We start from the raw sequence: 26584 nt of genomic DNA, 5'->3' as shown, positions 1-26584 counted from the left end.
ATTACTTGACGATGGCCTCGAGGTTGGACTGCGCCGTCGACAGCAGCGCCTGCGGGTCGCCGGTCTTGAGCGACTCGAGCTGGGCGTTGAAGTCGGTGATGACGTCGGCGGCCCCGGCCATGTTCGGCGGGAACTGCGCGTAGTCCGCCCCGGCGAGGAAGGCGCCGAGGTCGGGGTTGGCGTTGGTCCACGCGTCGGCCGCGGACTGGATCGACGGCATGGGGCCGAAGGCCTCCGAGAACGCCAGCTGCTGGTCGGTGCCGGTCAGGTACTCGACGAGCGAGCGGGCCTGCTCCTGGTTGCCGCTGTCGGTGGCCATGCCCCAGCAGTTGGTGAACTGCAGCGTGCCCTTGCCGCCGGGGCCCGCGGGGAGCTCGGCGACCTGGTACTTCACGTCGGGGTAGTCGGCCGACATGGCGCCGGTGATCCAGTTGCCCTCGATCGTCATCGCGGCCTTCTGGGTGCCGAACGCCTCGCCGCCCCAGCCCGCGCCCACGTCGGAGGCGAAGGCGAACGTGCCGTCGTTCAGGTGCGTCTTGACGTAGGTCAGAGCCTCGACGTTCGCGGCGCTGTCGGCGGTGGCCGCGCCGTCGGTGACGAGCCCGCCACCGGCCTGCGCCATGAAGGCACCGACGCGCTGGTACTCGGCGCCGAACGCCAGGCCCACCCGGCCGTCGGCGGTGAGCTTCTGGGCGACGGATGCCAGCTGGTCCCACGTCGTGGGGATGTCGGCATCCGTGAGCCCGGCGGCCGCCCACAGGTCGGTGTTGATGATGAGCGCCAGGGTGGAGAAGTCCTTGGGGGCGCAGTAGAAGGTGCCGTCGACGGTGAAGTTGTCGACGAGCGAGGGGTAGAAGTCGTCCTTGTTGGCGAGGTCGTCTCCGTAGGCCTGGATCGAACCGTTGGAGGCGTAACCGGCCAGGGCCTCGGGGGCGAGGTAGAACAGGTCGGGCGGGGAGCCTGCCGCGAAGCCCTGGGAGAGCTGCTGCGGGAGATCATTGGCGGTCTGGACCTCGGCCTCGACGCCGGACTGCTCGCTCCACGCGGCGACGGCGTCGGTGACGGCCTTCGTCTCGGCGTCGCCCGAGGAGCCGATGAGGATGCTGAGCTTTCCGCTGCCGGAGGCCTGGCCCTCGCCGGGGGCGTCGGTGAAGCCCGAGCCGCACGCGGTGAGCGTGAGGGCTCCGGTGGCGAGCAGTGCGCCGGCGGTGAGCCAGAGGCGGACAGGGTGCCGTGTCATGTGTCTCTCTCCTTCGATGAGGCATGCGACCCCTCCGGGTGCTCGGAGGGCCGTCTATTTGAACGTTCAAATGGCGGTTCGACTACGGTAAGGAACGGCGAGGCACGATGTCAAGCCGTCGATCGTCGCCCTAGGCTGACGGGCGTCCACCGCGTGCGGTCGGGGCGACCTCGCGACCGCGGGGGCGTCGGGCGGCCCGCACCGGGGGGAGGAACACACATGACCAAGGCGCCCACGATCGACGACGTCGCGCGCATCGCGGGCGTCTCGCGCCAGACCGTGTCGAACGTCGTGAACACCCCCGACATCGTCCGCGAGGCCACGCGCCTGCGCGTCGAGGCCGCGATCGCCGAGCTCGGCTACCGCCCGCACGCCGCGGCGCGGCGCCTGCGCACGCGGCGCAGCTCGACCATCGGCATCCATCTCGATCCCTACGCGGGCGGCATCGCCGGAGTCGTGCTCGACCGCTTCGTGCACGCCCTCACCGAGAGCGCGGGCGAGCGCGACATGCGCGTGCTGCTGTACGCCGCGCGTACGGCCGAGGAGGAGATCGACCGACTCGCCGATCTGCTGGAGGGGGGAGAGGTGGATGCCGTCGTCATCACCGGCACCTTCCACGGCGACCCCCGCACGGGGTGGTTGAACGCGCGGGGGCTGCCGTTCGTGTCGTTCGGGCGGCCGTGGGGCGAGGACGACGTCGAAGCGCCCGCTCACCTGTGGGTCGACGTCGACGGTGCGGCCGGTACACGGGCGGCGACCGCCCACGCGCTCGAGCGCGCCGACGGGCGCGTCGCCTTCCTCGGCTGGCCCGCGGGTTCGGGGACCGGCGATGAACGCGAGCGCGGATGGAGCGAGAGCGTGGGAGCCGCGCGCGGACCGCGCTGGGTCGTCGAAGACAACGTCGCGCTGGCCCGCGATGCGGTCGAGGCCGGCTTGCGCGCCGCCCCCGACGTCACCGCCATCGTCTGCGCGAGCGACTCCCTCGCGATCGGCGCGCACCTCGCCACCGCCCTGGCCGGCCGCCCCGACATCCGGGTCGTCGGCTTCGACAACACCCCCGCGGCCGAGGCGCTCGGGCTCTCGAGCGTCGAGCAGCTGCCCGAGCGGGTGGCATCCGGTGCCCTCGACCTGCTCATGGGTGAGAACGGCACCGTGGTGGCACCGCGGCCCGCGACGGCGGGCGCCGCGCACGTGCTCGTGGAGCCGCGGCTGGTCGTGCGCTGACGCGCGGTGGGCGGGTGCCCGGTACTCGGGCCCGTGCGGTGGTGTGCGGTGGTTCGGGTCGTGACCTGCGTGTCGGGGCGGGGGTTGTGCGCTCCGAAGGGAGGAATGCGCCCCGAACCCGGGTCGACAGGGGAGAAGCGTCCCGGGGGCGGGGTGGTGGTGGTTCCGCGCGAACACCGTCGTGTTTTGGGGCGTGATTCGCGTGCTGGGGCCTGAATTGCGCGCCCCGAACGGCGGAATGCGCCCCAAACCACTGCGTGGCGGGGGAGTCGCACGCGAAACTCGCGTCAGGCGTGGCGGCCGATGCGACGCGCGAGCTCGGCGGCGGTGGCGGAGGCGGCGGATGCCAGGGCGGCGGCCTCGCGCTCCGCGCCGTCCGACGGCCACGTGACCGCGACGGCGGCGGCGGGCCAGCCCGCGTGATCGAGCACCGCGGCGGCGACGGAGCGGAATCCCGGGGTCACCTCGCCGTTCTCGCTCGCGTGACCGGCCGCGCGCACCGCGCGCAGGAGCTCGCGCAGCTCGCGCGGAGTCGAGGGACCCACGCCGTGGCGCTGCGTGAGGGCGGTGGCATCCGGGAAGAGGGCCCGCACCTGCTCGCGGGGGAGGGCGGCGAGCATCGCCCGACCGGTCGCGGTGAGGTGCGCGGGAAGGCGCACGCCCACGTCGGTCACCAGCGCCGGGCGCCGCGGGGCCCGCTCCTCGACGATGTAGAGCACGTCGCGACCGGCGAGCACGGCGAGATGGGCGCTCTCTCCCACGCGATCCGACAGGGCGGCGAGCAGCGGTCGGCCGAGGCGTGCGAGGGGCTGCTGCCGCGCGTAGCCGCCGCCCAGCTCGAAGGCCGCGGTGCCGAGCCCCCAGCGTCGATCGCCCGGCAGGTGCACGACATAACCGTGCTGCTCGAGGGTCGAGAGCAGGTGGTAGACGCTCGAACGGGGGATGCCGAGGCTCGTCGCGATCGTCTGCGCGGCCACCGGGCCGGGCTGGCGCGCGAGCAGAGTGAGGATCCGCAGCGTCTGATCGGCGGCGGGTACCTGCGGACGGGGAATGTCTGGCATGACAGACACAGGATGCCAGAACTCCGTCGTTCCGCGACAGGAGACGCGGTGGAATCGGCTCATGCACTCGAGCCTCACCGTCGCATCCGTCACCGTCGGATCGACCACCCTCAGCCCCCGCGACGTCGTCGAGGTCGCCCGCCACGGAGCCCGGGTGATCGTGGACGACGACGCCCTGCAGCGCGTGGCCGACACCCGCGCCCTCATCGAAGCCCTCGCCGACGACCCGCAGCCGCACTACGGCATCTCGACCGGATTCGGGGCGCTCGCCACGACCTTCATCGGCGTCGACCGCCGCGCGCAGCTGCAGGCGAGCCTGATCCGCTCGCACGCCGCCGGCACGGGGGCCGAGGTCGAACGCGAGGTCGTGCGCGCCCTCATGCTGCTGCGTCTGCAGACGCTGGCGACCGGACGCACGGGCGTGCGCCCCGTCGTGGTCGAGACGTACGCGGCGCTGCTGAACGCCGGCATCACCCCCGTCGTCCGCGAGTACGGCTCTCTCGGCTGCTCCGGCGACCTCGCCCCGCTGTCGCACGTGGCGCTCGCCGTGATGGGCGAGGGGGAGGTCCGGGATGCCGCGGGGTCGGCGCTCCCCGCCGCCGACGCCCTCGCCGCCGCCGGCATCGAGCCGGTCGTGCTGCGCGAGAAGGAGGGGCTGGCGCTGATCAACGGCACCGACGGCATGCTCGGCATGCTTCTGCTCGCCCTCCACGACCTCGAGGAGCTGCTGACCACCGCCGATGTCGCCGCGGCGATCTCGATCGAGTCGCAGCTGGGGACGGATGCCGTCTTCGCGGCCGACCTCATGGCGCTGCGCCCGCAGCTCGGGCAGGCGGAATCCGCCGCGAACCTCCGCGCGCTCCTGGCCGGCTCGCCGATCGTCGCGAGCCACCGCGGACCCGAATGCACGCGCGTGCAGGACGCCTACTCCCTGCGTTGCGCGCCCCAGGTGCACGGCGCGGCCCGCGACACGGTCGCCCACGCCGCGCAGATCGCCGAGCGCGAGCTGGCATCCGCCGTCGACAACCCCGTCGTCACCGTCGACGGGCGCGTCGAGTCGAACGGCAACTTCCACGGCGCCCCGGTGGCGTACGTGCTCGACTTCCTCGCGATCGCGGTGGCCGACGTGGCATCCATGTCGGAGCGTCGCACCGACCGCGCCCTCGACGTCGCCCGCAGCAACGGACTGCCCCCGTTCCTCGCCGACGAGGTCGGCGTCGACTCGGGCCTGATGATCGCCCAGTACGCCGCCGCGGGGATCGTGTCGGAGCTCAAGCGCCTCGCCGCTCCCGCCTCGGTCGACTCGATCCCCTCGAGCGCGATGCAGGAGGACCACGTCTCGATGGGCTGGGCCGGGGCCCGCAAGCTCCGCCGCGCGATCGACGGACTCGCGCGCGTGCTCGCGATCGAGGTGCTCACCGGATGCCGCGCCCTCGACCTGCGCGCGCCCCTGCAGCCCGCGGTGACCACCGGTGCCGTGCGCGAGCTCGTGCGCTCGCGCGTGCAGGGCCCCGGACCCGACCGCTTCGTCTCGCCCGAGATCGAGGCCGTCACCGACCTCGTCGCCTCCGGAGCGGTCGCCCGGACCGCCCTCGCCCTGATCGAAGGAGATTACGCATGACCGACATGATGAACCCCGTGCAGGGCGCCGTCGACGCCGCCGCGGCCGGGGAGACCGCCGCCACGGCATCCGCCCCGCCCGCTCCCGGGCCGCGCCCGGTCCGCGCCGCCCGCGGCGCCTCCCGCACCGCGAAGAGCTGGGGAGCCGAGGCCGCCAAGCGCATGCTCATGAACAACCTCGACCCCGAGGTGGCCGAGCGTCCCGACGACCTCGTCGTGTACGGCGGCACGGGGAAGGCCGCGCGATCGTGGGCGGCCTACGAGGCGATCGTGCGCACGCTCGACGAGCTCGAGCCCGACGAGACGCTGCTCGTGCAGTCGGGCAAGCCCGTCGGCGTCTTCCGTACGCACGAATGGGCGCCGCGCGTGCTCATCGCCAACTCCAACCTCGTGGGCGACTGGGCGACGTGGCCCGAGTTCCGCCGGCTCGAAGAGCTCGGCCTGACGATGTACGGCCAGATGACCGCGGGGTCGTGGATCTACATCGGGACGCAGGGGATCCTGCAGGGCACCTACGAGACCTTCGCCGCGGTGGCAGCCTCGCGAGGTCGCGAGTCGCTCGCCGGCACCCTCACCCTCACGGCCGGCTGCGGCGGCATGGGCGGCGCGCAGCCCCTCGCCGTGACCATGAACGGCGGAGCGGTGCTCATCGTCGACGTCGACCGTGCCCGTCTCGACCGCCGCGTCGCCCACGGCTATCTCGACGAGGTCGCCGACGATCTCGACACCGCGATCGAGCGGGTGAGCGCCGCCCGCGAGGCGGGCGAGGCCCTGTCGGTCGGCGTCGAGGGCAACGCGGCCGAGGTCTTCCCCGAACTGCTCGCCCGCGGCATCCGGATCGACATCGTCACCGACCAGACGAGCGCGCACGATCCCCTGTCGTACCTGCCCGTCGGGGTGTCGGTGCAGGACTGGGCGGCAGAGGCCGCTCGCGATCCGGAGGACTTCACCCGCCGCGCCCGCGAGAGCATGGCCGCGCACGTGCGGGCGATGGTGGGGTTCCAGGATGCCGGAGCCGCGGTGTTCGACTACGGCAACTCGATCCGTCGCGAGGCGGAGCTCGGCGGCTACGACCGCGCGTTCGCGTTCCCGGGGTTCGTGCCCGCCTACATCCGCCCGCTGTTCGCCGAGGGGAAGGGCCCGTTCCGCTGGGTGGCACTCTCGGGCGACCCCGACGACATCGCGAAGACCGATCGCGCGGTCGCGGAGCTGTTCCCGCACGACACCGCCCTGCACCGCTGGCTCGAGAAGGCCGGAGAGCAGGTGCACTTCGAGGGGCTTCCGGCGCGCATCTGCTGGCTCGGCTACCAGGAGCGCCACCTCGCCGGGCTGAAGTTCAACGAGATGGTCGCGTCGGGCGAGCTGTCGGGGCCGATCGTCATCGGCCGTGACCACCTCGACGCAGGCTCGGTGGCCTCGCCCTACCGCGAGACCGAGGCGATGGCCGACGGATCCGACGCGATCGCGGACTGGCCGCTGCTGAACGCGCTGCTGAACACCGCGAGCGGAGCGTCGTGGGTGTCGATCCACCACGGCGGCGGCGTCGGCATCGGTCGCAGCATCCACGCCGGGCAGGTGTGCGTCGCCGACGGCACGGAGCTGGCCGCCGAGAAGCTCGCTCGCGTACTCGTCAACGACCCCGGCACCGGGGTGATGCGCCACGTGGATGCCGGTTACGACCGCGCTCGCGAGGTCGCCGCCGAGCGGGGCCTGACGGTGCCGATGTGGTGAGCGCACCCGCACAGGCGCACTTCTGGCTGACGGGCATCGGCGAACTGACGACGAACGTGGCCGTCGACGGCGATCCGTGCGGCACGATCAGCGATGCGGCGGTGCTCGTCCGCGACGGGAGCATCGCGTGGACGGGACGGGCGGATGCTGCGCGCGTCGGCGCCGAGGGGGTGCCGGTCGTGGACGCCGCGGGGCGCGCCGTGATCCCGGGTTTCGTCGACAGTCACACCCACCTCGTCTTCGCCGGCGACCGTGCGGCCGAGTTCGCGGCGCGCATGGCGGGGGAGACGTATGCCGCGGGCGGCATCCGCACGACGGTCGCCGCCACCCGGGCGGCCTCCGACCTCGAGCTGCGCTCGCGCCTGCGGGCCCTCGTCGACGAGTGCCGCGCGCAGGGCACGACGACCCTCGAGATCAAGACCGGCTACGGCCTCGACGTCGAGTCCGAGACGCGGCTCGCGCGGCTCGCCGCCGAGGTGACGGAGGAGGTCACGTTCCTCGGCGCCCACGTGGTGCCCGCGGAGTTCGCGGGGCGCGCCGACGCGTACGTCGACCTCGTCGTCGGGGAGATGCTCGCCGCGGTATCGCCGCACGCGCGATGGATCGACGTGTTCTGCGAGGTCGGCGCCTTCACGGCCGAGCAGGCGCGGCGCGTGCTCGATGCGGGTCGCGCGGCGGGTCTCGGCATCCGTGTGCACGGCAACCAGCTCGGTCACGGCGACGGTGTCGCGCTCGCCGTCGATCGCGAGGCGGCGGCCGTGGACCACTGCACGTTCCTGACCGACGCCGACGTGGCCGCGCTCGCCGGTTCGGACACGGTCGCCACCCTGCTGCCCGGGGTGGAGTTCTCGACGCGCCAGCCCTATCCCGACGCGCGACGGCTGCTCGACGCCGGTGCGACCGTCGCCCTGGCCAGCGACTGCAATCCCGGGTCGAGCTTCACCAGCTCGATGCCGCTCATGATCGCCCTCGCGGTCCGGGAGATGGGGATGACGCCGGCCGAGGCCGTGTGGGCGGCGACGGCCGGGGGAGCGCGGGCACTTCGGCGTACCGATATCGGCCGGATCGCGCCGGGGGCCCGAGCCGACCTCGTGATGCTCGATGCGCCCAGTCGCGTGCACCTCGCCTACCGGCCGGGCGTTCCGCTCGTACGCCGCGTGTGGAAGGACGGCGTCGCTGTCTGACGCGCACGGCGTCGCCGTGTCACGGCGTGAACAACTCGTATTCGTCGGGGGCGACGGCATCCACGTCGTCCCAGGTGCCGTCGTGCCAGGTGAAGACGGCGACGGCGCACGTGACCATGCGCACGTCGCGGTCGGCGAGGCGCGAGACGAGCGCGCTCATACCCGGGTCGTGGGCGACGACCATGACCTCGTCACTGCCCGCGGCACGGGCCGCCGCGAGCAGCCGATCCGGCTCGGCGAGGTAGAGCTCGGACTGCTCGGTCACCTCGGCGTCGAACGTGCGGGCGAACACCGCGGCCGTCTCCCGCGCCCGCAGGGCCGTGCTCGACAGCAGCACCTCGGGTCGCACCCCCGCCCGCAGCACGGCGCGCGCGACCGCCGGGGCGTCGCGACGGCCGCGGTCGTTGAGGGGCCGGTCGTGGTCGTCGAGGCCTTCGTCGGCCCAGTCCGACTTCGCGTGACGCGCGAGCACGAGTTGGATCATCGTCTTTCCGCCATTCCTGCCAGAAGCTCCAGAACGCACAGTGCGGCGAGTCGCACCGTGCGGGCGTCGTCGGTGTCTGCCGTGGCATCCACCTCGACGATGTCGGCGCTGGTCACGCCGGGGTCTCGGGCGAGCCCCCGCACGAGCGCGCGCAGCTCCCAGGCGGCGAGTCCGCCGGGCACGCTCGCGGGGCATCCGGGGGCCACGGCGCGGTCGCACACGTCGACGTCGATGTCGAGGTGGATGCCGCCGGCGGGGGCCGGAGGGGCGGCGGCGTCGGCGGCGCGGGGATCGACCTCGACCTCGACCTCTACCTCGGCCTCGGCCGCGGTCTCGGCCTCGGCGACGCGCGTCGGGGGGTCGGCGGCCGCGGCGGCGGGGTCGACCACGGTCTCGTGCGCTGCGGCGGAGGCGGCCTCGGCCGCGGTGGGCGCTTCGGCCGCACCGGCCACGCGCAGAGCGTGCGACACGACCTCGTCGATCCCGAGGCGGCGCACCTCGTCGAGGGTGATGACGGTGATGCCGGCGTCGGCGGCGCGACGCGCGTACGCGGCGGAGTTGGCGAAGTCGGCGATCCCGATCTGCACGATGCGACGCGGGTCGAGACCGTCGGCGATGAGGCGGCGGACGGGCGATCCGTTGGATTCGCCGTCGCGCAGGTCGAAGTGCGCATCGAGGGTGATGAGCCCCCGTGAGCCGCGCCCCTGTGCGACCGCATAGGTCGCGGAATTGTCGCCGCCCAGCGCGATCACGACACGCGCAGACGCCAGAGCGGCGACGGCCGCGCGAACCCGCGCCTCTCCGTCAGGGCCGTCGGGATCGTCGACGTCGCCCGCGTCGGCGATGGACAGCGCCTCGGTCAGGTCGACCGCGGGCGGGCCGATCAGCGTCGGGGAGTAACGGCGCAGAGCGGCGCGGATCGCCGCCGGGGTCTCGCCGGCTCCGGTGGGCGACAGCGACGTGCGCCAAGCGGGAACGCCGAGGAGGACGGCATCCGCCTCTTCCGTCGGCGCGGGCCAGTCACCGGCTCGGGGCCACAGGGGATCGACCGACAGCGCGCTCATGCGGCCACGTAGACCCAGGCGCGCAGACCGCTCGCCAGCGAGACCGATGCGCGGCGGTAGAGCGAGACCTCGTACTCGTCGGCCGCGTCGAGCTCGTCGGCCGTGAGGCGCAGGACGCGTCCGAACACGCGGTCGCGGGGATCATCGGTGCGGCGCAGGATCGGGTGCTTGTCGAGCCCCGACAGCTGGGCCACGCGCTCGTCTCCCACGTCGATCCACTCGAGACGGTAGCCCGGCAGTGCGTCGTCCTCTCCGTCGAGCAGACGGCCGAACGTGTCGAGCTGCACGTCGGGCAGCTGCAGCGTCCCATAGGTGAAGAGGCACTCCGCCGGCCCCGAACCGTCGCTCACGAGGCTCAGGCTACCCAGCGCGGCGCGTCGGCGGGCGGTGCGACGCGACACCAATGTGCCGACGCGGGCGCGGATCATCACGATCCCCAGATGAAGTGGGCCACCGTGAAGATGACGACCCCGGCCAGGGCCCCGACGATCGTGCCGTTGAGGCGGATGTACTGCAGGTCGCGGCCGACCATGAGCTCGATCTTCTCGGTCGTCTCCTCGGCATCCCACCGTTCGACGGTGTCGGTGATGATCGAGGCGATGTCGTGACGGTAGCGCCCCACGACGAAGACCGCCGCGTCGGTGACCCAGCCGTCGACGCGCTTCTGGAGCGTCTCGTCGTGCTGCAGCCGCTCGCCCACCTCGGCCAACGCCGCGGACGCCCGTCGGCGCAGGGCGCTGTCGGGGTCGGCGAGGGAGCGCAGGAGTCCGGCCTTGGCGGTGTTCCAGGCGTCGGCGGCGAGCTGGCGCACCCGGGGGCTGTCGAACACCGCGGCCTTGGCCTCTTCGAGTCGCACCATGGTGGCGGGATCGTGCTGCAGGTTGTCGGCGAGGCGCGCGAGGTAGCCGTCGATCGCGCCGCGGGCCTGGTGGCGGGGGTCGGCGCGCACGGCGTCGACGAACTGCACGGCCTCGCGGTAGACGGTGTCGTCGACGAGCCGCGCCGCCAGGCTCGGGACCCACGACGGCAGGCGCCGCGAGACGAGGCCCTGGAACGTGTCGCGGTTGTTCGCGAGCCACACGGCGATGTTGTCGAGGGCCAGGTCGACGGCGCCGTGGTGCGCGCCGGATCCGACCACGCGCTGCAGCCATCCGCCGATCGACGGGCCCCAGTCGGGCGAGAGCAGGTGCTCGCGCGCGAGGTCTTCGATGAGCCCCTGCACGTCGTCGTCATCGAGGGCGGTCAGCACGCTGGTGGCGAGCGTGGCCCCCTCCGCGGCCACACGGTCGGCATGCGCCGGGTCGGCCAGCCATGCTCCGGCCCGCGCCGAGAGCGGGGTCGACTCGAGCTTCGTGCGCACCACGTCGCCCTCGAGGAAGTTCGTCTCGACGAACTCGCCGAGCTGCCGCCCGATCTCGTCTTTGCGGCGGGGGATGATCGCGGTGTGGGGGATGGGTAGGCCCAGCGGATGCCGGAACAGCGCCGTCACCGCGAACCAGTCGGCGAGAGCACCGACCATGCCGCCCTCGGCGGCGGCCCGTACGTACTGCAGCCACTCGACCTCGCGCTGCAGCGAGAACGACACGGCGAAGACGAGCGCCATCGCCAGAAGTGCGCCGAGGGCGACGCCCTTCATGACGCGGAGCGCGCGGCGGCGCTCCTGATCGGCCGGGCTGAGCGCGGCCGTGGGCGTGCGGGCCATCAGGCGGTCACCGGCCCGAGCCACGCGGCCGCAGCGGTCGAGTGCGCGGACTCCGGGTCGGAGGGGTGGAACATGCCGGCGAGCACGTCGCGGTATAGCCGGCTCAGCTCGGTGCGGGAGAAGTAGGCCGAGCCGCCGCCGACGAGGATCGCGTCGTCGACGACGGACTTCGCCATCGTCACCGCGCGATGCTTCACGCCCGCGAGCAGCGAGAACCACCGTCCGCCGTGGTCGGCGAGGGAGTCGATATCGCGGGCGAGGGCGGCGAGCTGCGGGGGGAGCGCCTCGTAGGCGAGGGCCATGTCGGCCACGCGCCAGCGGATGTCGGGGTCGTTGGCGTAGGTGGTGCCGGTCTTCTTCGAGCGGCGCGACGTCGCCGCCTCGACCGCGAGATCGAGGGCGCGACGCGCGATACCGGTGTAGACGGAGGCGAGCAGGATCTCGAACACCGCGAAGATCCCGAACACCAGCGGGTCGGGCTGCGGGCCCGGGTCGAGTCGGCGCACCACGCGATGCGCGGGGGCGTGCGCGCCGTGCAGCTCGGTGGTGCGGCTCTGCGTTCCGCGCATGCCGAGGGTGTCCCAGTCGTCGCGGGTGACGACGGCGTCGTCGCGGTCGAGGAAGGCGAACACCATCTTCGGCCCGTCGGGCGACGCGCTGTCGAGCCCGTGGACGCCCAGGTGATCCCACGCGGGGGAGAGGGAGGTGAAGATCTTCGTGCCGGTGAAGCGGTAGCCGCCCTCGCCGTCGGGCTCGGCGGTCGTGTCGCTGCCGAACAGCACGAGGTCGTTGCCGGCCTCGCTGATGCCGAACGCGAAGACCTCGCCCGCCGCTGCGCCCTCGTCGACGAATGCGAGGTCGTCGATTCCGCGATCGCGCAGCACCTTGGCCACGCCGGTCCACACGAGGTGCATGTTCACCGCGAGCGCCGTCGCGGGCGCCGCACCGGCGAGACGCTGCTGCAGCAGCGAGGCCTCGACGAGGCCGAGGCCCGCGCCGCCCCGCTCCTCGGGCACCAGGATGCCGAGGTACCCCGCCGCGCGCAGCTCGTCGAGGTCGTCGTGCGGGAAGGTGTTCTCGCGGTCGTGCACGACGGCGCGCTCGCGCAGGCGCGCCAGCAGGTCGTCGGGCAGGTACCGAGCCGGATCGAACGAGGTCATGGCATCCATTCTGCGCGTACCCGCCGACATCGCGGCCGGGGGTGGCGCGAGGCTCCCCGGCTCGTGCCCGTTCGGCCGCCCCCGGTCGATCGCCCCCCAGAATGGATGCCATGATCTCGACCGAGATGGCCCTGGCCCTTCGTGAGGCAGGTCTCGTGTGGCATCCGCGATCCGGCGACCGTTTCCAGCTCGACGAGCCCGAGTTCGAGGCCGACGTGTTCACCGTCAGCGAGATGACGGTCGAGCCGCGCGAGTACCCCACGGGGCGCATCCTGGCCTTCAACGGAACGACCGAGTGGGCACTGGACTCGGTGGCGACCGAGGAGGCGCTGTGGCTGCCGTCTGAGTTGCAGCTGCGCGAGCTGCTGCGCTCGACCTTCCGCTCGCTGCGCCGGCTCTCCGACACCTACGAGGTCGAGATCTCGGTCGGCGGATCCACCCTGGTGTTCGACCACCCCGCCCCCGAGGACGCCTACGCGCTCGCCGTGCTGGAGCTGCTGCGCCGCACGCACTGACCGGCGCGACTGTTCCGTCGGCCCCGCGGCGCCGTTCGGGACGAACGCGGATGCCGGCGGGCCCGGCATCCGGTCAGGTGATCGTCTCGACCGGCTCGGTGTCGGGGATGGGGCTCGCGTCGCGGTGGCGGAGGTCGGGGAAGCCGCGCACGAAGACCGCGGCGACGACGAAACCGGCGACCGCGAAGGCCGCCGCCGCGACGTAGGCCCCGGTGGGACCGATGCCGTCGATGAGCAGCCCCGCGACCGCCGAACCCGCGGCGGCGCCGATGAGCTGGCCGGTGCTGATCCAGCCGTAGGCCTCGGCGGTCTCGCTGAAACGGACGCTCGCGGAGGTCATCGCGAACATCACGGCGAGGGCGGGGGCGATGCCGGCGCCGGCGACGAGCAGGGTCGCACCCAGCCACCACGCGTTGAGCGAGACGACGGTCAGCGACAGACCCAGGGCGACGATCGCGAAGCGACGCGCCATGGCCCAGGGGCCGATCGGGATGTGACCGAACGAGAGTCCGCCCGCGAGGCTGCCGACGGCGAACACGGCGAGGATGAGCCCGGCTTCGAGGCCCCCGTGGTCGAAGGTCGCGACCACGCCGGCCTCGACCGCGGCGCACGCCCCGATGAGGAGGAACCCGGTCGCGGTGGCGAGGATCACGGGCGGCTTGGTCAGCACGCGCCCCAGACCCCGACGGCTGCGCGGGATGCGGACGCGTCCCACCTCGGGGCTGAGGATGAACCAGGCGCCGCCGCCGAGCAGGATGACGACCACGAGCAGCAGCCCGGGGACGGTGCCGACCTGCGTCGCGACCAGGGTGATGAGCACCGGGGCGAGCACCCAGATGATCTCCTGCAGCGAGGCGTCGAGGGAGTACAGCGGGGTGAGCTGCTTCGAATTGACCATCTTGGGGTAGATGGTGCGCACGGCCGATTGGATCGGCGGCGTCGAGAGACCGGCGACGAGGCCGAGCGTCATGTAGAGCGGCAGCGGCATCTCGATGAGCGCGAGAGTGGCGATGGCGGCCGCGCACGCGAGGAGCGTGACGGTGAGGACGCGGCGCATGCCCCAGCGCCCCATCCAGCGGCTCGTGACCGGGCCCGCGACGGCCTGCCCGATGCTCGTGGCGGCCAGCACCAGTCCCGCCGCGCCGTAGGAGCCCGTGACGTGCTCGATGTGCAGCAGGACGGCGAGGCTCGTCATGCCGTTGGGGAAGCGCGCGGTCAGCTGCGCGGCGATGATGCGCCCCACGCCAGGGGTTCGGAGCAGTTCGCGGTAGCCGGCCACCGCTCAACGCTACCGCCGAGCTCCGACATCCGTGTCGACGGCCGGTGCCGCGGGACGGGGTGGTGCGGACACCTCGCACTCTCGTGTCGCGATCACGCCGTGGGCGGGCGGCGGATGCCGTGATGCCGCGCCGGTCGTGCGATCTCGACGGGCGGTCGGTGCGGCCCCTCGGCGACACGCCGCGACACGCCGGGAGACGAATTCCCCCGCCTGTGCGATGTCGGAACCCCCGTCTAGCGTCCGATCTGTGGAGAGACGGACTCCGTCGCCGCGACAACCGCGGAATCGCGCCTGTTAACAGCACTCGAGAGGAGGCCCGATCTGTGGATGGATTCGTGGACAACCTGTGTTGTATCTGGGGAGAGACGGTGGAAAATCACACGGATGTAACTACTACCCCTTGTGGTGCCTTCCGATGTCCGTCCCCATATGTAGTATTGAGGTCCCGGCGAGCCCTGCCCGCCCGGACGACGATTTTCCAGGGGAGAGAGAGAACGACATGGCGATCACGGTCTACACCAAGCCGTCCTGCGTCCAGTGCACCGCGACCTACCGCGCACTCGACTCGAAGGGCATCGAGTACAACGTGCTCGACCTGTCCGAAGACCCGTCGGCGCTCGAGCAGGTCAAGTCGCTCGGGTACCTGCAGGCACCCGTCGTCATCACCGACGAGGACCACTGGTCGGGCTTCCGCCCCGACAAGATCGACGAGCTCGCGTCGCGCTTGGCCTGACCCGGCGACACGCTCTCAGACCCCCGTCATGAGCGCTGTCGTGTCGGCGACCGAGGCCCCTCTGCTCGTCTACTTCTCGAGCGTGTCCGGTAACACCGCACGTTTCATCGAGAAGCTCGGCAAGCGGGCCGTGCGCATCCCGCTCCGGCCGACCGACCCGCCCCTCCACATCGACGAACCCTTCGTGCTGGTCACCCCCACCTATGGCGGGGGTGCCGGCCGGGGTGTCGAGAAGGGCGCGGTCCCCAAGCAGGTCATCCGGTTCCTCAACGAGGAGCGGAACCGACGCAACATCCGCGGGGTCATCTCCGCGGGCAATACGAATTTCGGCGAGGCGTTCTGCCTTGCAGGCGACATCGTCGCGCGCAAGTGCGCGGTGCCGCACCTTTACCGGCTGGAAGTTTTCGGCACCCCCGACGATGTCGAGCGGGTCACCGAGGGATTGGAACGATGGTGGAAGTTGAGCTGACCGACGTGGACTTCAAGACCGAAACGCGTTTCGAGGGACTGGATTACCACGCCCTCAACGCGATGCTGAACCTGTACGACTCCGACGGCAAGATCCAGTTCGACGCCGACAAGCGCGCGGCGCGGGAGTATTTCCTGCAGCACGTCAACCAGAACACGGTGTTCTTCCACTCCCTCAAGGAGCGTCTCGACTACCTCGTCGAGAAGGAGTACTACGAGCCCACCGTGCTCGCGAAGTACTCGATGGAGTTCATCCAGGAGCTCAACGACCGCGCCTACGGCGCGAAGTTCCGCTTCGAGACCTTCCTCGGCGCGTTCAAGTACTACACGAGCTACACGCTCAAGACCTTCGACGGCAAGCGCTACCTCGAGCGCTTCGAGGACCGCGTCGTCATGACCGCCCTCGCCCTCGCCGACGGCGACCAGCGTCTCGCGGTCCAGCTCGTCGACGAGATCATCTCGGGTCGCTTCCAGCCGGCCACCCCCACATTCCTCAACGCGGGCAAGGCGCAGCGCGGCGAGCTCGTGTCGTGCTTCCTGCTGCGCATCGAAGACAACATGGAGTCGATCGCCCGCGGCATCAACTCCGCCCTGCAGCTGTCGAAGCGCGGCGGCGGCGTGGCCCTGCTGCTGTCGAACATCCGCGAGTCGGGTGCGCCCATCAAGCAGATCGAGAACCAGTCGTCGGGCATCATCCCCGTCATGAAGCTGCTCGAAGACAGCTTCAGCTACGCCAACCAGCTCGGCGCACGCCAGGGCGCGGGCGCGGTGTACCTCAACGCGCACCACCCCGACATCCTTCGCTTCCTCGACACCAAGCGCGAGAACGCCGACGAGAAGATCCGCATCAAGACGCTGTCGCTGGGTGTCGTCATCCCCGACATCACGTTCGAGCTCGCCAAGAACGGCGAGGACATGTACCTCTTCTCGCCGTACGACGTCGAGCGCGTCTACAAGAAGCCGTTCGGCGACATCTCGGTGACCGAGAAGTACCGCGAGATGGTCGACGACCCGCGCATCAAGAAGACGAAGATCAACGCGCGCGAGTTCTTCCAGACCCTCGCCGAGATCCAGTTCGAGTCGGGCTACCCGTACATCATGTTCGAGGACACGGTGAACAAGGCGAACCCCATCGCCGGACGCATCAACATGTCGAACCTGTGCTCGGAGATCCTCCAGGTCAACACGCCGACCACGTACAACGAGGACCTCTCGTACGACAACATCGGCAAGGACATCAGCTGCAACCTGGGCTCGATGAACATCGCCCTGGCGATGGACGGTCGCGACCTCGGCCTCACGGTCGAAACGGCGATCCGTGCCCTCACCGCGGTGAGCGACCAGAGCCACATCGCGTCGGTCCGCTCGATCGAAGACGGCAACGACCGCTCGCACGCGATCGGCCTCGGGCAGATGAACCTGCACGGCTACCTCGCTCGCGAGCACGTCCACTACGGCTCCGAAGAGGGCATCGACTTCACGAACATCTACTTCTACACGGTGCTCTTCCACGCGCTGCGGGCCTCGAACCGCCTCGCGATCGAGCGCGGGACCTCGTTCGACGGCTTCGAGAACTCCACCTACGCCTCGGGCGAGTTCTTCGACAAGTACACCGATCAGGTGTGGGCTCCCGAGACCGAGAAGACGAAGGAGCTGTTCGCCGGCATCCAGATCCCGACGCAGGACGACTGGCGCGAGCTGAAGGCCTCCGTGCAGGCCCACGGCATCTACAACCAGAACCTGCAGGCGGTGCCCCCGACCGGTTCGATCTCGTACATCAACAACTCCACGAGCTCGATCCACCCGATCGCCTCGAAGATCGAGATCCGCAAGGAAGGCAAGCTCGGTCGCGTCTACTACCCGGCGCCGTTCATGACGAACGAGAACCTGGAGTACTACCAGGACGCGTACGAGATCGGCTACGAGAAGGTCATCGACACGTACGCCGCCGCCACCCAGCACGTCGACCAGGGCCTGTCGCTGACGCTGTTCTTCAAGGACACCGTCACCACGCGCGACATCAACAAGGCCCAGATCTACGCCTGGCGCAAGGGCATCAAGACCATCTACTACATCCGCCTCCGTCAGCTGGCGCTCGAGGGCACCGACATGACCGAGTGCGTCTCGTGCATGCTCTGAGCTGCTGACCACCCATCGATCAAGGACACAGGAACGACATGGCTGAGAAGCTGCAGTTGCTGAACCACGTGCAGGCCATCAACTGGAACCGCATCCAAGACGACAAGGACCTCGAGGTCTGGAACCGTCTCGTGAACAACTTCTGGCTCCCCGAGAAGGTGCCGCTGTCGAACGACATCCAGTCGTGGAACACGCTCACCCCCGAGGAGCAGACGCTCACGATGCGCGTGTTCACCGGGCTCACGCTGCTCGACACGATCCAGGGCACGGTCGGCGCGGTCTCGCTCATCCCCGATGCGATCACCCCGCACGAGGAGGCCGTCTACACGAACATCGCGTTCATGGAGTCGGTGCACGCCAAGAGCTACTCGTCGATCTTCTCGACGCTGTGCTCCACGAAGGAGATCGACGAGGCCTTCCGCTGGTCGACCGAGAACGAGTTCCTTCAGAAGAAGGCGCGCATCGTCATGGATTACTACCGTGGCGATGACCCGCTCAAGCGCAAGGTCGCCTCGACCCTGCTCGAGTCGTTCCTGTTCTACTCGGGCTTCTACCTGCCGATGCACTGGTCGAGCCGCGCCAAGCTCACCAACACGGCCGACCTCATCCGCCTCATCATCCGCGACGAGGCCGTGCACGGGTACTACATCGGCTACAAGTTCCAGCGCGGACTCGAGACCGTCGACCAGGCCCGTCGCGACGACATCAAGGACTACACGTTCTCTCTGATGTACGAGCTCTACGACAACGAGGTGGGCTATACCCAGAGCCTCTACGACTCGGTCGGCCTGAGCGAGGACGTCAAGAAGTTCCTGCACTACAACGCCAACAAGGCGCTGATGAACCTCGGCTACGAGGCGATGTTCCCCGCCTCGGTGACCAACGTGAACCCGGCGATCCTGTCGGCGCTCTCTCCCAATGCCGACGAGAACCACGACTTCTTCTCGGGGTCGGGTTCGTCGTACGTCATCGGCAAGGCCGAGGCGACCGAGGACGACGACTGGGACTTCTGACCTCGGCGAACGCAACTCGATGAATGCGAAGGGCCCCACGCGACAAATCGCGTGGGGCCCTTCGCATGCGTCGGTCAGGTCAGATCGACGGTCTCCGAGTCGGCATTCGCCTTCACCGAGGCGATCCCGTTCTGCGCGGATGCTTTGGTCTCGTAGGCCTCGCTGACCGCGACGACCTGACCGTTCCCGGCTTTCAGGCGGAAGCGGTACTTGCCTGCCTTGTCGCTGTAGAGCTCGTATTTTCCGGCCATTCTTCCTCCCCCGTTGGAGTTCCTGCGAACGAGGCCATCATCGTCCTCCGTGGCGACGGCGTGCAACGAGAATGTCCTCTCGGTGTCGAAATCACCGGTCGAAGGAGCCTACGACTATTAGCTGATTACCTAATAGACATAGGATGCAGGTGTGCAACGCCCCCCACTCACCTCGTCATCCGTCATCCGCGCCGCGGCCGACCTCGCCGACGCCCACGGTCTCACCGAGGTGACGCTCTCCGCCGTCGCGCGCGACCTCGACGTGCGCACGCCGAGCCTCTACGGTCATGTGCGCGATCTCGCGGCGCTCCGCGACGGGATCACCATCCTCGCGCTCGGCGAGCTGGGCGATCGCGCGAGCGATGCCGTGGCGGGTCGCGCCGGCAAAGACGCCCTGCGCGCGCTGTGCGATGCGCACCGCGATTACGCGCGCGCCCACCCGGGTCGCTGGGAGAGCCTGCAGCGCCGGGCCGGCGACGCCGCCGTCCGCAGCGACGAGGCGTCCCGGTCCAGTCGGGCTCCGGCGGCGGTGCTGCGCGGTTACGGCATCCCCGAGAGCGACCGCGTTCACGCGATCCGTCTGATCGGGTCGTTCCTCAACGGCTTCCTGCACCTCGAGCACATCGGGAGCTTCGCGCACAGTGCCCCGCCGGCGGACGACTCCTGGGCGCTGCTCATCAACCGCCTCGACGGTCTCCTGGCCCACTGGAACGCGAAGGACGAGACATGATCACCACGCCCCTGACTCTGGACCTTGTGCGCGGCGGTGCCGAGCTCGAAACGGCCGAGCGCGGCCTGCGCCTGCACCGCCTGCCGCTTCCGTACCGCGGGCGGGAGGCGGACGGGCAGCTGACGATGGTGGAGCGGCAGCCGTCCGGCATCCATCTGCGTTTCCGTACGGCGGCGACCGTCGTCGCTCTGCGACTGCACGCCACGCGGGTGTCGTACCGCGGTCTCGATCGCGCGCGTGGTCAGGTCGACGTCCTGGTCGACGGCGTCCTCGTGCGGCGTCAGCCCCTCGGCGACGGCGACGCGCTCGAGCTCGATCTCGCGACCGGCGGGGCGAGGCCTCGGCCCGGAAGCGCCGACGTCGTGACCGTCGGCGATCTCGCTCCCGCCGAGAAGACCGTGGAGATCTGGCTGCCGCACAACGAGCAGATCGATCTCGTCTCGCTGGAGTCCGACGCGCCGCTCGCCCCGATCGACGATGCGCGACCCGTGTGGGTGCATCACGGCAGCTCGATCAGCCACGGCTCGAACGCCGCGGCGCCGACCGAGATCTGGCCCGTCGTCGCGGCCCGCGCGGCCGGGGTGCAGCTGCACAACCTCGGCTTCGGCGGCAGCGCCATGGTCGACCCCTTCCTGGCCCGCGTGATCCGGGATCGGGATGCCGACCTCATCAGCGTCAAGCTCGGCATCAACGTCGTGAACGCCGACGCGATGCGGGTGCGCGCCTTCGTCCCGGCGGTGCACGGGTTCCTCGACACGATCCGCGAGGGGCACCCCGATACGCCGCTGCTGGTGGTGTCGCCGATCTTCAGCGGCATCCACGAGAAGACGCCGGGTCCGGGGGCATTCGACCCGGAGAGCCTGCGCGCGGGCGCCGCGCGGTTCGTTGCGACAGGGTCTCCCGACGACGTCGCGCGGGGCGCGCTGACGCTGGAGGTCGTGCGCGATCTGCTCGCCGCCGTCGTGGCCGCCCGCTCCGACGACGCCGCGCTGCACTACCTCGACGGTCTTTCGCTGTACGGCGCCGACGATGCGCGGGCGCTGCCCCTGCCCGACGGCCTGCACCCCGACACGGCGACGCACCGGCTGATCGGGGAGCGGTTCGCCGCGGCGGCGTTCGGCGCCGACGGCCCTCTGTCGACCTGACCCCGGCGGCGTCGGGCGCCGACGGACCGCTGCCGGCCTGAATCCCCGCGTCAGTCGGCGAGCAGGTCTGTCGCGGGCCAGCGGGTCACGCGGGCCACTCCCGCGACTCGAGCCGTTCGAGCAGCACCTCGACGGCGGACCCCTCCATGCCGCGCACCCAGCGCTGCGTGTCCGACCCGCGCGACGAGATCGTGCGCCCGCGTTCGCCGCGCTCGAGGCGCACCTCGACCTGTCCGGAGGTTACGCTGACGCCGCGCAGCGCTCCCGCGGCGACCATCGCGGCGAGCGGGTCGTGCAGGGCGCACCGACGGTCGGGGAAGACGCGGCCGGCGTAGAAGTCGAGGTACAACGGCAGCATCGCGGCCAGAGCCTGCGGCAGGGCGCCGGGGATCGCTTCGAGGCGCACGAGGTCCGTCTCGTCGAGCGTCTGCGTCATCGTGACATCCAGCGGCACGAGAGTGGTGTCCCAGTCCTGCGCGAACACCACGGCCGCCGCCTCGGGGTCGTTGTGGATGTTGGCCTCGGCCCACGCCGTCACGTTGCCCGAGTGCGCGAAGGCGCCGCCCATCACGACGAGGTGGTCGAAGGGCGCGACCCCGGGCGCCTCGGCGTAGGCGGCGAGGTTGGTGAGCGGGCCGAGGGCGAGCACGGTGAGATCCGGATGCCGCCTCGCCAGGTGGTCGATGAGCTCGACCGCGGGTCGCGCGTCGTGGGCCCGGGCGGCGACGGTCAGCGAGATGCCGCCCACGCCGTCGTCCCCGTGCACGTGCGGGGCCCCTCCGGCGTAGGCCCGACCGCGGAAGTCGTGCGCACCGACGGCGACCGGGATGTCGTGCACCCCGGCGAGCTCGAACAGCGAGAGCGTGTTCGCGGCGGCGCGAGCGGCATCCGTGTTCCCCGACACCGTCGTGACGCCGACGACCTCGACGGCCGGTTCGGCGAGCAGGTAGGCCAGGGCCAGTGCGTCGTCGATGCCGGTGTCGCAGTCGACGAGGATCGGGCGGCGGCTCACGCGTCGACCCCGTAGGTGTCGAGGTGCGAGAGGCGGGGCTGCGAGGCGGGGTCGGCGACCGCGGCGGCCCCCACGGCGCACGCGCGAACGAGGGCGGTCTCATCGGAGTCGCCCCGCAGCAGACCGCACACGAGAGCCGCGCAGAACGCGTCGCCGGCACCGACGGTGTTGACGACGGTCGTGGCGACTCCGGGGGTGGATGCCGCGAGCTCGCCGTAGCGGTACAGGCGCGCTCCCGCGGCGCCGAGCGTCACGCACAGCAGTGCCACCTCGTGCACCTCGGGGAGCTGGGCGTATTCGGTCTCGTTGACGATCACCACGTCGCACTTCTCGAGCACGCCGGGCGGAAGCGACCGGGCGGGCGCGGCGTTGACGGCCAGGAAGCTCGCGGCACGCGCGGCGGCGGTCACGACGGCATCGGACACCTCGAGCTGCAGCAGCACGGCGCTGTCGGGCTCGATGCCCAGGTGCGTGGCGTCGATCTCGGCGTTCGCCCCCGGGCACACGACGATCGAGTTCTCGCCGGTCGCATCGACGACGATCAGCGCCGTTCCCGTGGCGGCAGACGCGGTCTGCACCGCGGAGGCGTCGATGCCGTCCGCCGCGAGCTGCGCGCGGATCCCGCGGCCGTCGAGATCGTCGCCGACCGCACCGATCAGGCGTACGGCGGCGCCGAGGCGAGCGGCGGCGACCGCCTGATTGGCGCCCTTGCCGCCCGGGCCGCGCTGGAGCACGCCGTCGGCGACGGTCTCGCCCGCGGCGGGTGCGCGACTCACGCGTGCGGTGAGGTCGACGTTGATCGCGCCGACGACGGTGAGGGAGGGGGAGGGCATTCGCGGGTCCTTTCGGAGTCAGTGCGGCAACGCGAACACGGATGCCGGAATGATCCCACCGTCTCGGCCCGCGCTGATGCGACCGGCCGCGTCATGTCCGAGTCGGCGGGGGGAGGAAACACTCATCGTCGTCATCCTCGCGCTCCGCGGCGGCGGATTCCGGCCGACACGATCGCCACCACCGTGCCGACAGCGACGCCGATGACCGTTTCGATCACGCGATCGCGCAGCAGCATCTCGGGCGAGGCGGGGGAGGCCAGCGAGATCATGAGCAGCGCGAGCGGGGTGATGAAGAGCATCGCGATGCCGTAGTTGCGTCCGACGAACAGCTCGGCCCCGGCCTGCAGCACGACCGCGACCACGATCACGAGCCACGGCGGCAAGTGGAGGGCGAGCAGGCCCGCCGCGATCAGCACGCCGAGCAGTGTGCCGACGAGGCGCTGGACGCCCCGGATCAGGCGCGCGGTGACGTGCGCACCGCCGACCGCGGCGACCGCACCGACCATCGCCCAGTACCAGTGCGTACCCACGAGCAGCGCCCCCGCGAGGCCCGCAAGCAGTGCTGCGGCGCCCACGGTCGCCGTCATCTCCCACGCCACCGCGCCGATCGGCGGCCGGGGACGGGTCGGACGCGCCCACGATCCGCGGCGCGCCAGCACGAAGACGGTCGTGACCAGCAGGCTCCAGGCCACGCTCGCCCCGCCGACGACGACCACGGTCGCGAACGTCGACGCGGTCGCCGGGAAGCTCGCGGTGGCTCCCGCGGCGAACACCGCGAAGAGGGCCCCGGGCGGATGCCACTGGGCGCGGTAGGCGAAGAGCGTGACGATCGCGGCGAGCACGGCGACGGCCGCGACGCTGACCAGGGCGGGGGTCGACAGGGCCGACAGGGCCGTGCCGACGAGCATCGAACCCACGAGGATCACCCCCGCCGTCGCCTGCATCCGCACACGGGCGCGCGGGGCATCGGTGCGGCCGTAGAGGGCGGCGAACGCGCCGAAGCTGGCGTAGACGGCGAGGTCGAGGCGGTTCAGCAGCAGGAGGACGACGAGCGGGACGCCGACGCTGAGCACGGCGCGTATCGCGACCCGGTGGTCGCCCCGGTGGGGCCCGACCCGGATGACGCCGGTCCACACGCGTCCCCGGGATTCCGCCACCCCTCCAGCCTACGCGCCGGGCCGGTGGCATCCGTCCCGGGATCGTCGCGTCGCGGCCGAGGCATCCGCGCGTCGATCCGGTGGGGTGGAGGGACGGATGCCGACCGCGAGGGATCCCCGATCGAACCGAGCCCCGAGCCCGACCCGACGACGGCTGCCGAGGGGGAGCGTTCCGACCCGAGCCGGGACGGCGACGATCGGCCGATCGAGTCAGGCCCGCCGGGACGTCTCGACGTCGAAGGGTGGCCGGGTGAGTCGCTCGGCCCTTCCGTAGGGTGGGAAGCCCCGACCGACCGAGGAGAGACGTGTTCCGCACGCCCCTGACCCTGTTCCGCACCCTCGCGATCGCCGAGGCGATCTCGTGGACGCTGCTCATCGCAGGCCTGATCCTGCGGGCCACGGCCGACCTGCCGATCGCGGTGTCGATCGGCGGCGGCATCCACGGGTTCGTCTTCCTCGCCTACGGCGCGACCGCCGTGCTGGTGGCGCTGAACCAGCGCTGGGGCGTCGGACCGGCCGCGATCGCGATCGTCAGCGCCGTCATCCCCTACGCCACGGTCCCGACGGAGATCTGGCTGCACCGCACGGGACGCCTGCGCGGCGCCTGGCGGCTCGACGAGACGTCGGATCCGCGCGACCGTCGCCCGATCGACCGCCTGCTGCGGTTCTTCCTCCGCCGACCCGCGATGCTCGCCGTAGCGCTCGTCCTCGTCGTCGCGATCGTGTTCGCGGTGCTGTTGATCGTGGGTCCTCCCGGCGGCAAGGGCTGACGGCACGTCGCGCCCCGTCGTGGGGCGTGTCAGCGGACGTGGATGCGCACGCTCGCCGGAGCGATGCGGCACGTCGCCAGGAACGTCGTGACGGTGCCCGAGACGGTCGCCGCGGCGCGTCCGACGCCGAGGAGCGCCACGAGGCTGCGGCGCGCGCGCTGGGTCGCGGCGTGATCGACGAAGCGGTGCACCGAGTCGCCCGTCCGACCGGCGGTCGTCACGTCGAGCTCGACGCCGAGCACCGGTCCGGTGATCGACTCGACGCGCCACTCGACCGTGACGACCCCGCCGCCGCGACTGGTCATGACCAGCGTCGTCGTGCCGCATTCCTCGCCGCCGACCTGCTCCGTGCGCAGGGGCTGGGATGCCGGGGTGGTGTCGGCTCCGCAGAGGGCGATGCCGTGCAGGCGGGCGTACTCGCGACCCGTCGCCGTGATGCTCGAGCAGTCGGCGAGGGCCGGTGTCGACACGGTCTCGTCGAGCGGGTCGGCGCGGATGTCCGCCCTGGCGGGCGCGGGGCCGATGAGCAGGGCAGCGACGACGGCGAGAGAGGTCGTGACGGCGCGCACCCGCATGGTCGTCCACCTCCTCGTCGAGCGTCCTCGAATCTACGCCGCGGCGTGCACGTCCGCCACGGCCGGCGTGCGGGCGACGACCGCGGTGGTTCTCGCGCGTCCGACGCGTGCACGCGCTGCTGCCCCGACGCGCGCGAGACGCTCCCGCTGCGCCGATGCGACGCGGGTCACCGCCTCGTCGACACCGTCACGGTGAACTTGCGGTCGCGGGCGACCTGGCGGGTGGGGCCGACGATGCGCTCGAGGGCGGGGCGGTACTGCAGGGCGGAGTTCCACACGGTCCACAGCTCGCCGCCCGAGCGCAGCACGCGCGCGGCGTCGGCGAACATGCGCGGGGCCAGACCGTCGGCGAGGGCCGCACCGGCGTGGAACGGGGGGTTGAGCGCGATGAAGGAGCTGCTGGCATCCGGTCTCGCCCCCAGCACGTCGTCGCGTTCGACGCGCACGCGATCGGCGACGCCGTTGGCCGCGGCGGTCGCGCGGGCCGAGGCCACGGCGACCGCCGACTGGTCGCACGCGAGGACGTGCAGAGCGGGATGCCGCGAGGCCAGGGCCGCCGCCACGACCCCCGTTCCGCACGCGAGGTCGATCGCCTCATCGCCGCGAGGGGCGGGCAGATGGGCGAGCAGCAGGCGGGTGCCGATGTCGATCGAGGCCCCCGCGAACGCGCCGCCGAAGGCGCGGATGCGGATGCCGTCGATCTGCGCCTCCTCGGGAACCGGGACGGCGCCGTCGTGGGGCCCTCGGGCGAGGAGCACGCGCGACTTCTGCCGGGCGTGCGAGACGTCGACCCGGTCGAAGTGCCGGCGGAGCACGTCGTTCATGGCGACCGTCATGTGCTTGATGCGCCCACCCGCGAACACCTGCACCCCGGGGTCGGCGTGCAGGGCGATGAGTCCGGCCGCATCGGCCAGCGCCCGCAGCGAGCGAGGCAGTCGCATCAGCACGACGCGCGCACCGCGCAGCAGGTCGGCGTCGAGCGGGAGGGAGGTGAAGGCGTCATCGAGCCCGGCGTCCGCGGCGTTCGCGGCGAGTGCCCGCTCGCCGAGCAGCTCGTCCTGGTGCACGCGGATGCCGCGGGCACCCGCGTCGGCCGAGGCCAGGGTGAGCGCACCGTGCGTGTCGCCGATGACGACGAGGGCGCCGTCGGGGAGGTCGGCGCGGGCGGCGGCCGATTCGTCGAGGATCAGGCGGTCGGCGGCGTCGACGGCCACGAGGTCGGGCCCCTCGAGATCGGGGCGGCGACGGAGGGCGTCGAACGAGAAGGGCACCGTGCAACGGTACCCGGCGACTCGGCGCTACTCACGCGGACGCCGAGCGGAAGGCTTACCGCGTGCCGAAGTGGAAGGGCAGGGCCAGCGACGCCGTCACCAGCAGGATGCCGAGGGCGAAGAACAGCGCGGGGGCCGCGAGCGAGAACGACAGTCCCGTCAGCAGCATGCCGCCGACGAACAGGATGAGCGAGACGATGAACATGAAGATCCCTTCGGTCGC

Annotated in this window: 27 protein-coding genes; 12 read left to right on the top strand and 15 right to left on the bottom strand. The window is 71.4% G+C overall.

Annotated features, from left to right (window positions below; translation table 11 throughout):
- Position 1: 1 nt before the first annotated feature.
- Positions 2–1240 carry an extracellular solute-binding protein gene (locus tag Q0818_RS07625; RefSeq protein WP_298873282.1) on the bottom strand — a complete coding sequence of 413 codons (1239 nt, stop codon included), beginning with the start codon at positions 1238–1240 and terminating at the stop codon, positions 2–4.
- Positions 1241–1459: 219 nt separating this feature from the next.
- On the opposite strand from Q0818_RS07625, the gene Q0818_RS07620 reads away from it, so the two are divergent.
- Positions 1460–2464 (top strand): LacI family DNA-binding transcriptional regulator, encoded by a 1005-nt coding sequence (locus tag Q0818_RS07620; protein WP_298873280.1) that lies wholly within the window; start codon positions 1460–1462, stop codon positions 2462–2464.
- 287 nt (positions 2465–2751) lie between these two features.
- Here the strand turns inward: Q0818_RS07620 and Q0818_RS07615 are convergent, their stop codons facing one another.
- Positions 2752–3525 (bottom strand): IclR family transcriptional regulator, encoded by a 774-nt coding sequence (locus Q0818_RS07615; RefSeq protein WP_298873278.1) that lies wholly within the window; start codon positions 3523–3525, stop codon positions 2752–2754.
- A 61-nt stretch (positions 3526–3586) separates the two neighbouring features.
- Between Q0818_RS07615 and hutH the strand changes: the two genes are divergently transcribed.
- From hutH to hutI, 3 genes are read left to right on the top strand one after another with little or no spacing between them, the layout of a single operon-like run.
- Positions 3587–5146, top strand: coding sequence for a histidine ammonia-lyase (gene hutH, locus Q0818_RS07610; protein WP_298873276.1), 1560 nt, complete (start codon positions 3587–3589; stop codon positions 5144–5146).
- Positions 5143–6876, top strand: coding sequence for a urocanate hydratase (locus Q0818_RS07605; RefSeq protein ID WP_298873275.1), 1734 nt, complete (start codon positions 5143–5145; stop codon positions 6874–6876). The genes hutH and Q0818_RS07605 overlap by 4 nt, the downstream gene beginning before the upstream one ends.
- On the top strand, positions 6873–8060 hold the full coding sequence (hutI, locus tag Q0818_RS07600) for an imidazolonepropionase (protein WP_298873273.1): 1188 nt from the start codon (positions 6873–6875) through the stop codon (positions 8058–8060). Before Q0818_RS07605 ends, hutI begins: the two co-directional genes overlap by 4 nt.
- A gap of 19 nt (positions 8061–8079) precedes the next feature.
- Here hutI and Q0818_RS07595 read toward each other — a convergent pair whose 3' ends face one another.
- The 5 genes from Q0818_RS07595 to Q0818_RS07575 all read right to left on the bottom strand — a co-directional run bounded on the left by Q0818_RS07595 (position 8080) and on the right by Q0818_RS07575 (position 12470).
- Positions 8080–8544 (bottom strand): histidine phosphatase family protein, encoded by a 465-nt coding sequence (locus Q0818_RS07595; protein ID WP_298873271.1) that lies wholly within the window; start codon positions 8542–8544, stop codon positions 8080–8082.
- On the bottom strand, positions 8541–9608 hold the full coding sequence (locus Q0818_RS07590) for an arginase family protein (RefSeq protein ID WP_298873269.1): 1068 nt from the start codon (positions 9606–9608) through the stop codon (positions 8541–8543). Before Q0818_RS07590 ends, Q0818_RS07595 begins: the two co-directional genes overlap by 4 nt.
- Positions 9605–9958, bottom strand: a complete 354-nt coding sequence (locus tag Q0818_RS07585; RefSeq protein ID WP_298873267.1) for a gamma-glutamylcyclotransferase family protein — start codon at positions 9956–9958, stop codon at positions 9605–9607. Before Q0818_RS07585 ends, Q0818_RS07590 begins: the two co-directional genes overlap by 4 nt.
- A 77-nt stretch (positions 9959–10035) precedes the next feature.
- Positions 10036–11310: a DUF445 domain-containing protein gene (locus Q0818_RS07580; RefSeq protein WP_298873265.1), complete on the bottom strand. Its 1275-nt coding sequence runs from the start codon at positions 11308–11310 to the stop codon at positions 10036–10038.
- A complete protein-coding gene (locus tag Q0818_RS07575) occupies positions 11310–12470 on the bottom strand; it encodes an acyl-CoA dehydrogenase family protein (protein ID WP_298873263.1) in 1161 nt (386 codons plus the stop codon). The genes Q0818_RS07580 and Q0818_RS07575 overlap by 1 nt, the downstream gene beginning before the upstream one ends.
- 110 nt (positions 12471–12580) lie before the next feature.
- On the opposite strand from Q0818_RS07575, the gene Q0818_RS07570 reads away from it, so the two are divergent.
- On the top strand, positions 12581–12985 hold the full coding sequence (locus Q0818_RS07570) for a pilus assembly protein CpaE (protein WP_298873261.1): 405 nt from the start codon (positions 12581–12583) through the stop codon (positions 12983–12985).
- A gap of 73 nt (positions 12986–13058) precedes the next feature.
- Here the strand turns inward: Q0818_RS07570 and Q0818_RS07565 are convergent, their stop codons facing one another.
- Positions 13059–14264, bottom strand: coding sequence for an MFS transporter (locus tag Q0818_RS07565; protein WP_298873259.1), 1206 nt, complete (start codon positions 14262–14264; stop codon positions 13059–13061).
- Positions 14265–14763: 499 nt separating this feature from the next.
- Here Q0818_RS07565 and nrdH point away from each other — a divergent pair, with 499 nt between their 5' ends.
- Genes nrdH through nrdF form a run of 4 tightly spaced genes read left to right on the top strand, consistent with a single transcriptional unit; the run spans position 14764 to position 18617 of the window.
- The gene (gene nrdH / locus Q0818_RS07560; protein WP_055838040.1) at positions 14764–14997 is read left to right on the top strand and encodes a glutaredoxin-like protein NrdH; all 234 of its coding nucleotides are present in this window, start codon (positions 14764–14766) and stop codon (positions 14995–14997) included.
- A 28-nt stretch (positions 14998–15025) separates the two neighbouring features.
- Positions 15026–15466, top strand: a complete 441-nt coding sequence (gene nrdI / locus Q0818_RS07555) for a class Ib ribonucleoside-diphosphate reductase assembly flavoprotein NrdI (RefSeq protein ID WP_298873256.1) — start codon at positions 15026–15028, stop codon at positions 15464–15466.
- Entirely contained in the window at positions 15448–17604 is a 2157-nt protein-coding gene (gene nrdE, locus Q0818_RS07550) for a class 1b ribonucleoside-diphosphate reductase subunit alpha (protein ID WP_298873254.1), read from the top strand. The genes nrdI and nrdE overlap by 19 nt, the downstream gene beginning before the upstream one ends.
- A gap of 38 nt (positions 17605–17642) precedes the next feature.
- The gene (gene nrdF / locus Q0818_RS07545; RefSeq protein WP_074696716.1) at positions 17643–18617 is read left to right on the top strand and encodes a class 1b ribonucleoside-diphosphate reductase subunit beta; all 975 of its coding nucleotides are present in this window, start codon (positions 17643–17645) and stop codon (positions 18615–18617) included.
- 74 nt (positions 18618–18691) lie between these two features.
- Here nrdF and Q0818_RS07540 read toward each other — a convergent pair whose 3' ends face one another.
- The gene (locus Q0818_RS07540; protein ID WP_298873251.1) at positions 18692–18868 is read right to left on the bottom strand and encodes a DUF1508 domain-containing protein; all 177 of its coding nucleotides are present in this window, start codon (positions 18866–18868) and stop codon (positions 18692–18694) included.
- 151 nt (positions 18869–19019) lie between these two features.
- Here Q0818_RS07540 and Q0818_RS07535 point away from each other — a divergent pair, with 151 nt between their 5' ends.
- Together Q0818_RS07535 and Q0818_RS07530 are read left to right on the top strand one after the other, a co-directional pair.
- Positions 19020–19598 carry a TetR/AcrR family transcriptional regulator gene (locus tag Q0818_RS07535; RefSeq protein ID WP_298873249.1) on the top strand — a complete coding sequence of 193 codons (579 nt, stop codon included), beginning with the start codon at positions 19020–19022 and terminating at the stop codon, positions 19596–19598.
- Entirely contained in the window at positions 19595–20743 is a 1149-nt protein-coding gene (locus Q0818_RS07530; protein WP_298873247.1) for a GDSL-type esterase/lipase family protein, read from the top strand. Before Q0818_RS07535 ends, Q0818_RS07530 begins: the two co-directional genes overlap by 4 nt.
- An 85-nt stretch (positions 20744–20828) precedes the next feature.
- On the opposite strand, the gene Q0818_RS07525 is transcribed toward Q0818_RS07530, so the two are convergent.
- The 3 genes from Q0818_RS07525 to Q0818_RS07515 all read right to left on the bottom strand — a co-directional run bounded on the left by Q0818_RS07525 (position 20829) and on the right by Q0818_RS07515 (position 23745).
- Positions 20829–21755, bottom strand: a complete 927-nt coding sequence (locus Q0818_RS07525) for a nucleoside hydrolase (protein WP_298873245.1) — start codon at positions 21753–21755, stop codon at positions 20829–20831.
- Positions 21752–22588, bottom strand: a complete 837-nt coding sequence (locus Q0818_RS07520; RefSeq protein WP_298873244.1) for a PfkB family carbohydrate kinase — start codon at positions 22586–22588, stop codon at positions 21752–21754. The genes Q0818_RS07525 and Q0818_RS07520 overlap by 4 nt, the downstream gene beginning before the upstream one ends.
- 131 nt (positions 22589–22719) lie before the next feature.
- On the bottom strand, positions 22720–23745 hold the full coding sequence (locus tag Q0818_RS07515) for an FUSC family protein (RefSeq protein WP_298873242.1): 1026 nt from the start codon (positions 23743–23745) through the stop codon (positions 22720–22722).
- A gap of 305 nt (positions 23746–24050) precedes the next feature.
- Between Q0818_RS07515 and Q0818_RS07510 the strand changes: the two genes are divergently transcribed.
- Positions 24051–24515: a DUF3817 domain-containing protein gene (locus Q0818_RS07510; RefSeq protein ID WP_298873240.1), complete on the top strand. Its 465-nt coding sequence runs from the start codon at positions 24051–24053 to the stop codon at positions 24513–24515.
- A 29-nt stretch (positions 24516–24544) separates the two neighbouring features.
- Here the strand turns inward: Q0818_RS07510 and Q0818_RS07505 are convergent, their stop codons facing one another.
- From Q0818_RS07505 to Q0818_RS07495, 3 genes are all read right to left on the bottom strand, one after another.
- On the bottom strand, positions 24545–25090 hold the full coding sequence (locus Q0818_RS07505) for a hypothetical protein (RefSeq protein WP_298873238.1): 546 nt from the start codon (positions 25088–25090) through the stop codon (positions 24545–24547).
- A 167-nt stretch (positions 25091–25257) separates the two neighbouring features.
- A complete protein-coding gene (locus Q0818_RS07500; protein ID WP_298873234.1) occupies positions 25258–26361 on the bottom strand; it encodes a methyltransferase in 1104 nt (367 codons plus the stop codon).
- A 55-nt stretch (positions 26362–26416) separates the two neighbouring features.
- Entirely contained in the window at positions 26417–26566 is a 150-nt protein-coding gene (locus tag Q0818_RS07495; RefSeq protein ID WP_298873232.1) for a hypothetical protein, read from the bottom strand.
- Between the last annotated feature and the right edge of the window lie 18 nt (positions 26567–26584).

This window comes from uncultured Microbacterium sp., assembly GCF_947489255.1.
GTDB classification, from domain to species: domain Bacteria; phylum Actinomycetota; class Actinomycetes; order Actinomycetales; family Microbacteriaceae; genus Microbacterium; species Microbacterium phycohabitans.
The sequence above is the reverse complement of the archived record's forward strand: the minus strand, read 5'-3'. Positions and strand labels throughout refer to the sequence as shown.